The sequence below is a fragment of the [Clostridium] scindens genome, from assembly GCF_019597925.1.
In the GTDB taxonomy this organism is placed as follows: Bacteria; Bacillota; Clostridia; order Lachnospirales; family Lachnospiraceae; genus Clostridium_AP.
Genome location: NZ_CP080442.1, coordinates 3,532,280 through 3,546,523, shown reverse-complemented (window position 1 = coordinate 3,546,523; position 14,244 = coordinate 3,532,280). Strand labels below are relative to the sequence as shown.

13 protein-coding genes are annotated in these 14,244 nt (G+C 48.5%); 8 read left to right on the top strand and 5 right to left on the bottom strand.

What is annotated here, in order from left to right; all coding sequences use genetic code 11:
• Positions 1 to 20: 20 nt before the first annotated feature.
• Entirely contained in the window at positions 21 to 1,076 is a 1,056-nt protein-coding gene (locus K0036_RS17060; RefSeq protein WP_220430249.1) for a LacI family DNA-binding transcriptional regulator, read from the bottom strand.
• A 278-nt stretch (positions 1,077 to 1,354) separates the two neighbouring features.
• On the opposite strand from K0036_RS17060, the gene K0036_RS17055 reads away from it, so the two are divergent.
• From K0036_RS17055 to K0036_RS17035, 5 genes are all read left to right on the top strand, one after another.
• Entirely contained in the window at positions 1,355 to 2,803 is a 1,449-nt protein-coding gene (locus K0036_RS17055; protein WP_220430248.1) for a glycoside hydrolase family 32 protein, read from the top strand.
• Positions 2,804 to 2,815: 12 nt separating this feature from the next.
• Positions 2,816 to 4,108: an ABC transporter substrate-binding protein gene (locus tag K0036_RS17050; protein WP_220430247.1), complete on the top strand. Its 1,293-nt coding sequence runs from the start codon at positions 2,816 to 2,818 to the stop codon at positions 4,106 to 4,108.
• A gap of 68 nt (positions 4,109 to 4,176) precedes the next feature.
• A complete protein-coding gene (locus tag K0036_RS17045; RefSeq protein WP_025641812.1) occupies positions 4,177 to 5,106 on the top strand; it encodes a carbohydrate ABC transporter permease in 930 nt (309 codons plus the stop codon).
• Entirely contained in the window at positions 5,103 to 5,930 is an 828-nt protein-coding gene (locus K0036_RS17040) for a carbohydrate ABC transporter permease (RefSeq protein WP_025641813.1), read from the top strand. Before K0036_RS17045 ends, K0036_RS17040 begins: the two co-directional genes overlap by 4 nt.
• Before the next feature lie 27 nt (positions 5,931 to 5,957).
• The gene (locus tag K0036_RS17035; protein WP_220430246.1) at positions 5,958 to 7,067 is read left to right on the top strand and encodes a glycoside hydrolase family 172 protein; all 1,110 of its coding nucleotides are present in this window, start codon (positions 5,958 to 5,960) and stop codon (positions 7,065 to 7,067) included.
• A 63-nt stretch (positions 7,068 to 7,130) separates the two neighbouring features.
• On the opposite strand, the gene K0036_RS17030 is transcribed toward K0036_RS17035, so the two are convergent.
• Positions 7,131 to 7,913, bottom strand: coding sequence for a Cof-type HAD-IIB family hydrolase (locus K0036_RS17030; RefSeq protein WP_025641815.1), 783 nt, complete (start codon positions 7,911 to 7,913; stop codon positions 7,131 to 7,133).
• A 96-nt stretch (positions 7,914 to 8,009) separates the two neighbouring features.
• Here K0036_RS17030 and rpiB point away from each other — a divergent pair, with 96 nt between their 5' ends.
• Positions 8,010 to 8,450 carry a ribose 5-phosphate isomerase B gene (gene rpiB / locus K0036_RS17025; protein ID WP_173694151.1) on the top strand — a complete coding sequence of 147 codons (441 nt, stop codon included), beginning with the start codon at positions 8,010 to 8,012 and terminating at the stop codon, positions 8,448 to 8,450.
• Positions 8,451 to 8,460: 10 nt separating this feature from the next.
• On the opposite strand, the gene K0036_RS17020 is transcribed toward rpiB, so the two are convergent.
• Positions 8,461 to 9,042, bottom strand: coding sequence for a TetR/AcrR family transcriptional regulator (locus K0036_RS17020; RefSeq protein ID WP_025641816.1), 582 nt, complete (start codon positions 9,040 to 9,042; stop codon positions 8,461 to 8,463).
• 155 nt (positions 9,043 to 9,197) lie between these two features.
• Here K0036_RS17020 and K0036_RS17015 point away from each other — a divergent pair, with 155 nt between their 5' ends.
• On the top strand, positions 9,198 to 10,187 hold the full coding sequence (locus K0036_RS17015) for an NAD-dependent epimerase/dehydratase family protein (protein ID WP_220430245.1): 990 nt from the start codon (positions 9,198 to 9,200) through the stop codon (positions 10,185 to 10,187).
• A gap of 16 nt (positions 10,188 to 10,203) precedes the next feature.
• Here the strand turns inward: K0036_RS17015 and K0036_RS17010 are convergent, their stop codons facing one another.
• A complete protein-coding gene (locus K0036_RS17010) occupies positions 10,204 to 10,626 on the bottom strand; it encodes an EamA family transporter (RefSeq protein ID WP_025641818.1) in 423 nt (140 codons plus the stop codon).
• Positions 10,627 to 10,899: 273 nt separating this feature from the next.
• Between K0036_RS17010 and K0036_RS17005 the strand changes: the two genes are divergently transcribed.
• The gene (locus K0036_RS17005) at positions 10,900 to 11,973 is read left to right on the top strand and encodes a DNA alkylation repair protein (RefSeq protein WP_220430244.1); all 1,074 of its coding nucleotides are present in this window, start codon (positions 10,900 to 10,902) and stop codon (positions 11,971 to 11,973) included.
• Positions 11,974 to 12,062: 89 nt separating this feature from the next.
• Here the strand turns inward: K0036_RS17005 and K0036_RS17000 are convergent, their stop codons facing one another.
• Positions 12,063 to 14,027 (bottom strand): sensor domain-containing diguanylate cyclase, encoded by a 1,965-nt coding sequence (locus K0036_RS17000; protein WP_220430243.1) that lies wholly within the window; start codon positions 14,025 to 14,027, stop codon positions 12,063 to 12,065.
• Positions 14,028 to 14,244 lie beyond the last annotated feature (217 nt).

Here is a 14,244-nt window from a genome sequence, read left to right as displayed (position 1 = left end):
CAACGCTCCTTTCTGCGGGACTACCTTGTGGAGTCGCGGATGATCAATTCCGTAGCGTATTCCGAATAGACGCGGGGGGAATCCGGATACTGGATGCGTTCCAGCATCTGTCTTGCGGCCGCGATCCCTAAGTATTTCTTTGGCGTATGGATGGTAGTCAGCGCGGGCGTGATACGCTCGGAAGCGGGGATGTCATCGAAGCCCACCACGCTTACGTCCTTGGGAATCTGATAGCCAAGGAACTGAAGCGCATACATCAGCTGGATTGCCATCCAGTCGTTTCCGCAAATAAAGACGTCCGGCAGGGATGGCATAACCTGCAGCTTCTTCACCACGAATTGGAAATCCCGGAAGTCCTCGGCCGTATCATGGAGCAGGCAGCATTTGGCATCCAGTTCCAGATGCTTCTCATCCAGGCATTCCAGGAGCGCTTCGTAACGTTCCTGGAATCCCCGGCCTACATTGCTTGAATAGATGTCCCCGACAAAACTGAAACGTTCCGCGCCCTTTTCGATTAATTGAGTCACCATACGGTGAATGTTGGATTTATTTTCCATCGTGATCACATCGATATGCCTCAAGGCATCCGTGTCATTTTTTGGCATGTCAACCGTGACGATCGGCAGATGATACTGAAGCAGCGCGTCGCAAACCAGTTCGTCACAGATATCCACAATGATCACTCCCTTCACGGAAGGATTCTGTAAAGAAGCGGGAAATTCCAGATGCTTCAAGTCGCTCTCCGACATAATCCCGATAATCAGATGGTAGTGTGCGGCGGATAAAATAGACTCGATGCCTGCCAGCACGGTGGTCCAGAATTCTGAATCCGGCGCGTAGGTCCGGGTGAGAAAGAGAATGGAGCCATTGTTGACGATGGCTGGAGATTCTTCGTTATCCTCAGCTTCAGAATTCAGAAGTGATTCATCTATATTCTTATAGCCCAGTTCCCGGGCTTTGCTCAAGACAGTCTGCTTTGTCTTGGAAGATACCTCGCTGCTGTTCTTCAAGGCCTTTGATACCGTGTTCCTTGACAGTTCCAATTCTTCGGCCAATTGCTTAATCGTGCATTTCATATCTACACCTCCTGATTGTATTGTAACATTTTATGCACGGTATGGAAAGTAAAAACTAAAGAAAAAGCAAAAATGCACGAAATGCACAAAAGTCGTTTGGATAAATGTAAATGTTGCATAAAACGGCGTTTTTCTTTATGTATAAAAAATGGAAAAGAATAGAAATGCACAAATTTAATTGAAAAATAAGTGTGCACATGGTAAGATTGTAACATAAAAAGCACGAATAAATGAAAGAATTAATTCGTGCAAAATGTTTTATGGAAGAAAGGGTGACTATGGAAAAATTATTTTATAAGCCAGAGCATGCCTGGGTGGGAGATCTGATCCCCTATTGGGAAGACGGCATATTTTACGGATTTTATCTGCATGACCCACGCATAAAGGACAAAGAATATGCGGAAGAGACTACCTGGCATCTTGTTACGACGAAAGACTTCGTGAACCTGGAATACAAAGGGGAAGCGATAGAGAGAGGAGGAGACGATAAGCCGAATAAGAATATTTACACAGGCTCAGTCATTAAGGATAAGGACGGCATCTACCATGCGTTTTACACAGCCTTTAACGCGGACATCAAGATAAACGGCAAAAGCGTGCAGTCCGTGATGCAGGCAACGGGAACGGATCCCTTGCATCTGGAGACGATGGAGGACTTCCTCTTTGTCGCGGACGGCGTAAGGTATGAGGAATTCGACTGGAGGGATCCTTATGTATTCTGGAATGAGGAGGAAGGCTGCTATTACATGCTGCTGGCGGCCAGGCAAAAGGATGGAGGCCAGTTAAGAGGAGGGTGCGTTGCCCTGTGCAAGTCAGAGGATCTGACGCACTGGACTTATGAAGAGCCATTCTATGCTCCGGATATGTATGTGACCATGGAGTGCCCGGAAGTATTCCGGATGGGAGATTACTGGTACCTGGTATATTCCACGTTCTCAGACCGATTCACCACGCATTACCGGATCAGCAAGAGCCTTAAGGGGCCCTGGAGGATTCCGGATGACGATGTGTTTGATACCAGAGCCGACTATGCGATCAAGACTGCCTCTGACGGGACGAGAAGATATGCTTTTGGATGGATCGCCAGCAAGTATGGAAACCGGGACTTCGGCCCGTGGGAATGGGGCGGAACCATGGTGTTCCACGAACTGGTCCAGGAGGAAGGCACAGGGGAACTGAAAGTCCGGGCGGTTCCGGCACTTAGAGAGTTCTATTCCAGAGAGTTTCCGCGGCGTCCTGTCACCATCTATAACGGCAAGGCAGAAGAGAAAGAGAACGCGGTCAGCCTGGCAAGCGAGACGCTTGGGGCTGCACTCTATGAGATTCCCAAGGACTGCTTCTCGGTGGAGATGGACATCCATGTGGAAGAAGCCTTTGAATTTGGCGTGGCCCTGCATGTGGACTCCAAGATGGAGCGGGGGTATTTCCTGAAGATGAACGAGCGCAGAGGCGAAGTGGCCTGGGATATGTGGCCCAGATCAGAGCAGGGGGCATACCAGTGGCAGATCAAGGGAGATGTTCCTTATCAGGTGGAGACCGCCAGGATGCTGCCAAGAACCAAAGACTACCACATCCTGATCGTCCGGGAAGAGGATATCTGTATCGTGTATATCAATGATGAGGTAGCCCTGTCGACCCGCATGTACGACCATAAGGGCGGATATGCCGGAATCTACGTGATACAGGGGAATGTGAAAATGAGCAACTATGTAGTAAAAACAAGATAAAGGAGAAAGAGTATGAAAAAGAAAGTAGTAAGCGTATTGCTGGCTGTCAGCATGGTAGCGGCCCTGGCAGCAGGATGCGGCAAGGGAGAAAAGAAGGAATCAGAAAGCAAGGACGGAGTCACCACGGTAAAATGGCTGACTTCCAGACCGGTAGACGGAGCCATCGACCAGGTAATGCGGGAGATTTCAGAGCAGTACAGCAAGGAAAAGGGCGGAAAATGGAAGATTGAGATTGAGACCACAGCCGACAGGCCATCCTATCTCCAGAAATTAAAGACATTGATCGCCGGAGGAAATATGCCGGACATCATCGATATTGATGCCGACCCATACTGCAAGGAACTGGTGGATGCCGGAAAACTGGTGGATGTGAAGGAATTCCTGACAGAGAATGACAAGTATGACGCATTCTACCCAACAGCGCTTAAGTACCAGGAGTTCACAGACGGCACCATGTATACGCTGCCGCTGGAATACCATGTGGAAATGACCTGGTACAATAAGGAGATCTTTGAGAAATACAACCTGACTCCTCCGACGACGATGGATGAGTGGCTGAACGTGTGCAAGACATTGAAGGATAACGGCGTGACGCCGATCTCCGTAGACGGCGTGGACAGATGGCCGGTTCAGAGATATCTGGCTATGATGCCATTTCGGGCCAGCGCAAATGACTTCATCATCGGCTTAAGAGACGGCAAAGAAAAGATGGACAGCGAGATCGGCAAGGAAGGCGCCGAGTTCGTAGCAGAGATCGGACAGTACTTTAACGACGGCTTTGCGGCTACCGACTATGCAACGGCACAGTCCATGTTCCTGGATGGAAAGTCAGCAATGTACTATATCGGCGACTGGGAAATCGAGGCAATGCAGGAAGCATACGATCAGGGCAAGATTGACTACTTCTATCTTCCGACCGTGGACGGAGCCAAGACGCAGGCAAATGAGTTCTGCGTAAACTCTGGAATCGGCATGGCATTCAATGCGGAGACCTTTGATGAGAAGACGAAAGATTTCGTTCTGTATGTCATCGACAACTACGGAGAACTATATGCCGCAAAACAGCAGATGTCTCCAATCAAGGCAGAACTTTCCGAAGACGTGGACTATTCCGACTTATACCTGCGGATTCAGGAAGATATGCAGAGCACAGGAGAGAACTTCCTGAAGCCTTGGGATACGTATCTGGATTCCGACACAAACACAATTATACAGGACAATCTGCTGCTCTTGGCGTCCGGCGATATTACTGTGGATGAATTCTGCAAGCTGGTAGATGATTCCATTGCCGCAAACGCGAAATAGACATATAATTAGTTGTCCGGGGAGTGAAAAACCCCCGGACAGCATTTCTTGCACGATAGGAGGGCGAGATGGGAATTATTAGGAATAAGAAGGCTTTTTTTGCATTTTTGCTGCCAGGCCTTTTGTTTTATATACTGGCTGTATTCTACCCGATTGAAGAATCCATACGGATGAGCTTCATGAAGTGGAACGGCATCGGGGACAAAGAGTTCGTGGGCCTGTCCAACTATATTGATATGTTCCATGACAAGGTATTCTTCACGTCATTTTTCAACAATCTGATCTATTTAGTGATCGTGGTTGTCATGCAGTTATCCATAGGCTTGCTTTTTGCAATCCTGCTTACATATATGACGAAGCGGGTGACCCTGGTCAAGACGCTGTACTACGTGCCTTGCATTATTACGACGGTAGCCATTGCCCAGCTTTTCAGAAGCGTTTATTCTACAGAGCCCATGGGACTTCTGAACCAGTTTCTGCAGTTCATAGGACTTGATCATATGGTGACTTCCTGGCTGGCGAATGTGGGGACGGCCCTGGCAGCAGTCTCCGTGCCGGAAGGATGGAGATTCACGGGCATGTACATGGTAATCTTCTATGCGGCCCTGGTGTCTCTGGATCCATCCGTATATGAGGCGGCCAAAGTGGACGGCGCGTCCGAGATGCAGATCCTGTTTCGGATCAAGCTGCCGCTGATCAAGGATATCATCCTGCTGACGCTGACCATGTGCCTGACCGGCGCGCTTAGAGGGTTCGACATACCATTCCTTCTGACCAGCGGGGGACCAGGAAATGCCAGCGAACTGATGTCCACCTACATGTATAAGAAGGCGTTTTCCAGCAACCAGTACGGATACGGAAGCGCCCTGGCGGTATTCATTATTATTGAAAGCATCCTGGTAGTATTTACCTTGCGGAAACTATTTACGTCAAAAGAAGAGAAGGAAGAAAAACGGCTCCAGAAGGAACGGGCCAGGCTAAGGAGGAGCAGAAGATGAAGAAAAAGATTGTAAAGATTGTATTCGCTGTTTTCATCATACTCTTTCTGATCATACAGATCTATCCGGTCATCTGGCTGTTCATAGCCAGCGTGAAGCCGTCGGTGGAACTGGCCTCCGCGCCGTTTGCCCTGCCAAAGTCGGTCACCTTTGAGAACTTTGTCAAGGTGCTCTCCGACGGGAAGATCGGAACCTATATGTGGAACAGCTTGAAGGTGACGGGCATCTCCCTTCTTCTGATCGTGGTACTGAGCGCTACGGCTGGATATGCCTTATCTAAGTTCAAGGTAAGGGGGACGAAGAAGATCTATTCTTTCTTTACCTTCGGCATTATGGTTCCCGTACAGATCACGCTGATTCCTCTGTTCATTTTCTACAGCGACATGGGAATCTTAAATACCAGTTTTTCGCTGATCCTTCCACAAGTAGGATTCGCGCTTCCGCTTTCGGTCATGATGTTCGTAAACTTCTATGACTTCGTGCCGAACGAGCTGATCGAGGCGTCCATCGTCGATGGCTGCTCGCCTTACCGGACATTCCTGCAGATTGTATTCCCGCTTGCGAGAAATACGGTCATCACCATCGCGTCCATGTACAGCATCCTGATCTGGAATGACTTTATATTTGCTAACACGTTCATCAGCGACACGGAGGCAAAGACGGTCGCTCTGGGCCTCAAGGACTATGTAGGCGCGTTTGGCAACGTGGACTGGGGGTCTACTTTTGCAGCGATCGCGATCTCCATTCTTCCGCCGCTTGTCATCTATTTTGCCTTGAATAAATGGGTGACGGCAGGAATGACCATGGGAGCGACGAAGGGATAGGTATAAAGAATGAAAGGATATGATAGGATGCATCTGCAATTGCCGGAAGGCCTGGGCGCGCTTCCCTACCTGACCAGGGGAAGGAGCAGGGCCATCAACGCGGAAAACAGATATGGAGAGAAGGGGCGGGGCGGAATGGCCGCAAGCCCGCTTGGCCCTTCCCGGAAGGGAAGCCCTTGCCTTAAGGACATCAGGCCTGGGGAGACTGCCTTGCTGGGAGAGATGGAAGGCCCCGGAATCATTACCCATATATGGATAACAGTGGATAATCAGACTTCGGAAGGGGACTGCTTCGTGCTGAGAGACCTGGTGCTTCGGATGTACTGGGACGAAGAAGAGAACCCATCAGTGGAAGTGCCTCTGGGAGACTTCTTCTGCTGCGGGTTTGGAAAAGAGTGCCTGGTCAATTCAAGCGCGGTGACGGTGGTTCCATCCAGGGGCCTGAATACTTATTTCCAGATGCCTTTTCGGAAGAAGGCAAGAATTACCCTGGAGAACCAGCATGCGAACCCGATTCCGGCCTTTTTCTACCAGATTGACTATTGCCTGTACGAGGAACTGCCGGAGAATGCCGCTTACTTCCATGCAAGCTTCCGAAGACAGGCACTGACGGAAATCGGGAAAGACTATGTGATCATAGACGGGATTCAAGGGCCGGGACATTACGCGGGCACCTATATCGCCCTGTCCACCCTCCAGAGATACTGGTGGGGCGAGGGGGAAGTCAAGTTCTACATCGACAAAGATCAGGAGTATCCCACGATCTGCGGTACGGGGATGGAAGATTACTTCGGCGGCTCCTGGAGTTTTGCCTCCCAGGAAGGAGGGAGGACGGTGGAGCATACTTACAGCACGCCCTACCTGGGATATCCTTACTACTCCCGCCATGACGATCTGATCCACAATCCGTACCACAATGACGACTGCCCGCCCATGCGCGGATTTTACCGGTGGCATGTGGCAGACCCCATCTTCTTTGAGGAAGACCTGAAAGTCACGGTCCAGCAGATCGGGGTGGGACATAAAGGGCTGTTCGAGAGACAGGATGATCTCTCCAGCGTTGCCTACTGGTATCAGGAAGAGCCTCATAACAAGTTCCGGGAACTGCTGCCAAAAGAGAAGCGGTGGCCCCGCTGATGAAAGATTGAAAGACAAATATGCTGCGGGACGGCTGAATGATTTCAGCCGTCCCGCAGCATATTATACTGAAGCAGCAAGGTCTGCCAGCACTTCTTCTACAGAGTCCGTTACATAGGTAGAGTAGTAGGAGATGCCCGGCGCGCCCCCGGACATAGCATAACTGATGCCTGCAAACTGCAGCATCTCGGTGTCGTTATACTGATCACCGAAAGCAATGATTTCCTCCGGCTTGATATGCATGTACTCTGCCAGATCTTTTAAGGCAGTGCCTTTGTTGGCGTTAGGAGCGATAAAGTCCACCCAGAGATTACCGGAAGTCACCACTTTGATCTCCCCATCAAACCGTTCCTTGAAGTAAGGCATAAGATTCTTGGTGCCTTCGAAGTCGCAGACGGCAACCTTCAGAAAGGGCTCCGTTATACTACTTAGATCATCGACGATTCCCATATCGTTGTGCATATCATTGATTAGATAATCAAGAAATGCCTTGTCGGCAGAATCCGTGTAGCATTTGGACTCGCAGGACAGGAGACAATGGCAGTCTCCATATTCCTTCGCGGCCCGGAATATCTCAAGTCCCAGTTCTCTTTGGATCAATCCTTTTGAAAGGACGGTTCCGTCTTCGGATATGCATAAGGACCCATTCTCGGTGATATAAGAGATCTGATCCTTGACGGGGGCAAAGAGATTCTTTATGCTGTGAAGCTGCCTTCCGCTGGCGGCGGCAAAATGGATGCCCTTCTCCTTTAACTTAAGGATCAGGCCGCAGACTTGTGGAGGAAGTTCCTGAGCCCCGTTCTTTAGCAGGGTACCGTCCAGATCGCTTGCGATTAATTTGACCATATAGATTCTCCTTCAAATTAGATATTGGCGTGTTGCTAATTTAACACTTTCACATTATAATATAAAAAGATGACAAATGGAAGAGAGGGTACAGCAATGAAGATAGGAATCGGCAATGACCATGCCGCGGTGGACATGAAGTTTGAGGTAGCAGATTATCTGAAATCACTGGGCTATGAAGTGGTAAATTACGGCACCGATAAGAAGGAAAGCTGCAACTATCCGGAATACGGAGAGGCAGTTGCCAGGGCAGTAGTATCGAAGGAAGTAGATCTGGGAATTCTGATCTGTGGAACCGGAGTGGGGATCTCTCTGGCTGCCAACAAAGTGAAGGGCATCCGTGCGGCTGTATGTTCCGAGCCGGCAACGGCAAGACTATCCAGACAGCACAACAATACGAATATCCTGGCCTTCGGGGCCCGCATCGTAGGGATGGAGCTGGCGAAGGACATCGTGAAGGCATGGCTGGATGCAGAGTTTGAGGGCGGACGCCATCAGACGAGGGTGGACATGATTATGGAGATTGAAAATAAGTAATTGTGTCAGACTACTGTTTGTCTGATAAGAAGTGAATCCCGCTCATCATGATGTTCTCCGCAATTTCAGCGATTTCTTCGGCGCTGCAAGTCATGCCGTCGGCAAGCCATTTTTCAAGCAGTCCGATGCAGCCGGAACTTACGAAAGAATAGTAGTATTCGATCTGTTTAGGAGTGGCGCCGGCAAAATATTTTGCATAACTTTCCACACAGTTTTCGCGGCCTATGTTTAATAACTGGGTCGCGAAATTTTTATCCCCGTATGCGCCAAGGGTGACGGCGCAGATATCGGCGTTTTCTTTCAGGCACTGGAAGATGCCGGTCGTGATCTTTAGCGGGGTCAGTTCCTTTTCACCGGAATCCAGCAAAGGCTTTAACGCCTCCTGGAAATCATGCATCATATCGTCTTCAATCTGCTCCAGCAAATCATAGATATCCGTATAGTGGGAATAGAAGGTTCCCCTGTTGATGCCCGCTGCCGTGCATAGTTCCTTGATGGAGATGCCCTGCATAGGCTTCGTGCGCAGCAGATCCAAGAATGCCCGGCGGATCAGCATCTTAGTAAGCCTTATGCGCTGGTCGTTTTTTCTCATGAGATTTCCTCCTGACTGTACAGAGAATGTAGGATCTGTCGTTTATCATCCAAACCCTATATAAGTTGTCGATTGAAGTAAACTGTTAGGAATATTATAATACAGATATAGAAGATAAACAACACTGTGTTCAAAAAGTGAAAGAAGTGTTTGATATGAAGAAAATCTATATTGTTACCGGGGCCAATGGACATCTGGGAAACACTTTGATCCGGCTGCTTAGAAAGCAGGAGGCGGATATCCGCGGCCTGATCTTGCCGGGAGAAGAGATAGAGGACGATGGCCGGGTCCGGTACGTTAAAGGCGATATCCGCGACATAGAGTCTCTGCGGCCGTTGTTTGAAGATCTGGAAGGGAAAGAAGCATATGTCTTCCATACGGCAGGGATCGTCGACATATCCGAAAAAGTCTCGCCGCTTCTCTATGAAGTGAATGTAAATGGAACCAAGAACGTAATTGCGCTGTGCCGGGAATATAGCGTACGGCGGCTGGTATACGTCAGTTCTGTCCATGCGATTCCGGATACGGACAGCATGTCAGTCCTAAAAGAGATCAAAGAATTTTCTCCGGAGAAGGTAGTGGGAGGATATGCCAGAACAAAGGCAGAAGCCACGCAGGCAGTGCTGGCGGCGGTACAAGGCGGGCTGGATGCGGTAATCGTCCAGCCGTCCGGGATTATTGGCCCTTACGATCATTCGGGCAATCATCTGGTCCAGCTGGTGACCGATTATCTTGGCGGCCGGATTCCAGTATGCGTAAAGGGCGGATATGATCTTGTCGATGTCCGGGATGTGGCTTATGGCTGCCTTATGGCCGCGGAAAAAGGAAAGAGCGGCGAATGCTACATCCTATCAAACCGTCATTATGAGATCCAGGAGGTATTGAAGATGGTACGAAGAATAGCGGGAGGCAGAAGAATCCCGGTCATTCCGTCCTGGATGGCGCATCTTGCAGCCCCTCTGATGCAGTGGCACGCAAGGCGCAGGAAGGAGCGTCCGCTCTATACCGGCTACTCCCTCTATGCGTTAAAAAGCAATGACAAATTTTCCCATGAGAAGGCCGTCCGGGATCTGGGATACCAGCCACGGGATCTGTATGAGACGCTGAAAGATACCGTGCGCTGGCAGAAGAAAAACGGAGACTAAAGGACCTGCTGCATTCCTATTTATTAATTAGATACAGGCCGCCCAGGCAGATAAGGATGCCGACGATTTTTTGGACGGTGATTATTTCCTTATATAAAAGACATCCCACAAAAATGAGTACTACCGCAAGAATAACACTTTGAACGATTTGAGCCGTGCTAATATTCCATCCGGCCTTATACATCAGAATAAAACCAGCTTCAAGTCCCACCACAGAAAGCCCCAAGGCAAAACTGCTCCAGTTTAGGTGCCGATATTCTGCGATCAAATCTGCGTTTTTCTGTGTAAGAAAATACATGAGCACAGAAGCGACGGCTCCAACCGTATAGGAGATAGAGAGCGAGGCAAAGGTGTTGATTCCATCTGGCGTTGACTTAGCGCAAATATGGTACAAGGTATTTGACAGAACGACGATAAAGATTGGAACATATAGATTCAATTTAAGCACCCTCCTTATGATGATTCATGCTGAATGATTGAGGAAAGGGAAAAAGCAAAACCGGCAGCCAGAAATAGCCTGACTGCCGGTAGGTGCTCACCCAAGATCATTATATATAAAATAGGCTTAAAATACAATTCATTCGCTAAAGAAAATAATATTTGCCGTCAACTTCTTTCCATAGTGAATGGCATAGGCCTCTGTTGCGTTAGGAACTGAAAAGGGCTATAATATTTAACAATCCAGGAATTTATATGGAAGGAGGATATCAGATTGTCGGAACCATTGAAGAACATGTATGATTATGAGTCGCTTAATGCAGTTGCAATCGCCATCAAGGAGATCTATCCTTCCTTTCAGGCAGACGAGTTCTTAGAGATGACGATAGATGAGACGTGGGATGATCTGCAATTAAAAGCAAGGTGCAGAAAAATAAGCACGAATTTGGGCGTACTGTTGCCCCGGGAATATCAAAAGGCGCTGGAAATTCTTGAACAAGCGGTTCACGGATTCTCATACGCTTATTTCTTTCCTGATTTTATTGAAGTATACGGACTGGAGGACTGGGAAGTATCGATCAATGCGCTGGAAAGAACTACGCAATATTGGTCTGCCGAGTTCGCGGTGCGAGCATTTCTGCGAAAAGATGAAACACGCATGATGGCTCAGATGTATGCCTGGTCTAAGCATGAAAGCGAACACGTAAGAAGGCTGGCGAGCGAGGGCTGCCGTCCGCAGCTGCCCTGGGGACAGGTGCTGGACAGTTTTAAAAAGGATCCCACGCCCATCATCCCCATATTAGAACAGTTAAAAAATGATTCCTCCGCCTATGTTAGAAAGAGCGTTGCGAATAATTTGAACGATATCTCAAAAACACATCCGGATCTGGTGCTGGGCATAGCTAGGAAGTGGTATGGAATGACCGATCATACCGACTGGATAGTAAAGCACGGCTGCCGTACCCTGCTTAAAAAGGCGGATAGCGAAGCAATGGCGTTTTTTGAATTCGACGATACAGCGTCCGTAAAACTGTTGGAATTCGTGTTAGACAAGACATCGATTTCGATTGGGGATAGCATAGCTTTTTCGTTCTCGGTATTAGCAGAAAAAGAAGTAAAAGCCAGACTGGAATATGGGATTGATTATGTGAAATCGAATGGAAGAAGATCCAGGAAACGATTCAAGATATCAGAAGTGACATTAAAAGAAAACGAGGAAAGATCTTATGAGAAAAAACATTCTTTCAAAGATCTGAGTACAAGAAGGCATTATCCGGGCATCCATTCCATTGCGATTATTGTGAACGGAGCAGAACGGGACAAACTTGATTTTTCTTTAGAAAAATAATACATCTGTCTTACGGTTATTGGGGACAAAGTAAAGGCCAGCGTCGTTAAGCGCTGGCCAATTATTTTGTCCTTGTGTGGACGGGCATGCTACATGCTTGGCGGATAGTCTGATCCCTTAGAAAGGCCTTTTTCTTGATAAACCGTGTAGCCTCCGCGCCCGCGTTCCTTGGTCTCATACAGCGCGGCGTCTGCGTTCTGGTAGAGCGTGTCATAATCCGTGCCGTGCTGCGGCGAAAAAGCGACTCCAATGCTTGCGGATACGTGCCAGGTCATGGAGCCCCAGGCATGCTCGCTGCTGAGCGCCTTGCATAGGGAACTGGCTTTCTGCTTTGCCCATTCATAATCCTGTATTCGCAAAAAGGCTACAAATTCGTCTCCTCCGATTCTTCCTAAGATGTCATTGCTCCGGAAATTATCCCGGATGGTGGCGGCGAATGCCAGGATGACAGAATCGCCGAAAGCATGGCCATACAGGTCATTGGCCTGCTTGAAGTTGTCGATGTCAAAGATGAAGAAAGCGAAGCAGTCATTCGGGGAACTGGCAAGTTCTTGCATAGCCCGACGCTGAGTGGCCGTCTTCGTCAGAAGGCCGGTCATCTCATCGGTCTGGGCCAGCCTTAGCATCTTCTGTTCCTGCCGCTTTTCAGCATCAATATTCTGCCGGTATACCAGCATGTGGATGGACTGGTCTAGTTCCCATTTTACGATGCGGGCCGTGATCCGCATCCAGTAGTAATGCTCCCCGTCTTTCGTAGTCATAAATTCATATTGAAGGCCTTCGATGCCTTGTTCATATGCCTTCATTACATTTTCCGGGAGGAAGGTATCAATGTAGCCCTGGCGGAACTCTTCCTTGATCTGCTTTTGCGCGATGATGCGCAGCGCCTCATCAAAAGAGGTGCCGTGGGGAGCCCCCAGGCTTTCAAAATACGCTTCCGTAGCCTGGTTGGCCGGACAGTTATTGCTAACGTCCAGCTCGTAGATATTTTCAAACATCTGCCCGGTGGCCTTTTCAAACACCGCGCGCCGCTCTTCCTCTACCGATTGGGTCAATTGTACGATCTGCGTGTTAAAGCGCCGGATCACGCGGGTGATCAGCAGCAGGATCAGAGAAAGGATGATGAGGATGACGGTTACGGTGAGGATGAATTGCCGGCTCAGTTTCTCCATCAATTCCGAAGTATCCCTCGCTACGACCAGATGCCATTGGAGTTCCGGGAGATATCTTGCCACGATGTAATTCTGCTTCTCTCCGTTTTTGTCCAGGTTCCATGCCTTAAAGGCAGTGCCTTCTTCCTTCCAGGACAGGATTCGCTCCTTGTTATCCTTCTCGTGGAAGACCATGTCAAACAGGTTCACTTCTTCATAGCCGGAATATTGGGGGGATACTTCGATCTTGCCGGAGTCATTGATCAGATAGGCGCTCATATTGAACTGATCCTGATACTTCTTCAGCGTGCGCTGCAGGGAATCAATCCTCACTCCCACGCCCACTACGCCAAGGAGGGTTCCGTCATTCCTGTGTATCTTGCAGTTGACGAAGACGGTAATTGCATTGCCGGCTCCTTCCACCTCGTCATTATCTACATTTATGCCATATTCATCGTCTGATCCTAGCATACGGTCATAGTACCATGCATTTTCCGGATCCCCTTTTTCCAGTACCCGGTCCAGGCCATTGAAGTTGTAATACCGTGAGGTGGCGGCGGAAACGAGAAACACGGAATCATAGTGGTACTTTTCCTGGTAAGAGTTTAAATACCCTTGAAGCGTATCCAGATAAGCCGGATCATCGAGATGGCCCTCTTCTTTGGAGAGGAACTCTCTTAACAGGTTATCATTGGCCATAGTCATGGAAATGTTTACCGGCTTCGTAAACATAGAGTTTATCTGATAGTAGATTCCTTCTGATGTCAAGGTGGATACTTGCTCGATATTTTTAATTGATGTGCTGTAGTTGGACTCGTAACTGAGTATCGCGGTCAGAAGGAATCCGACGATGATTACGAAGCACACAAATAAATTTGTTTTTAATAAAATGCGATTTTTCATGAATTTACCTCCTGGTTCATTATATAAAGAAACAGACATACAGGTGATATACATCCCTGCATCTCTTGAAGGAGGTGACCATGTCCATTACAGGCTTGAAGTATGAGAACGAAGATATTGGCAAAGCCATCCCTTTTGCTAACAGATAATATGTTAAATTATAACATGCCCTCATGTCTTAAACAATTCAAATATTCTTCGGCTGCATATATTTACC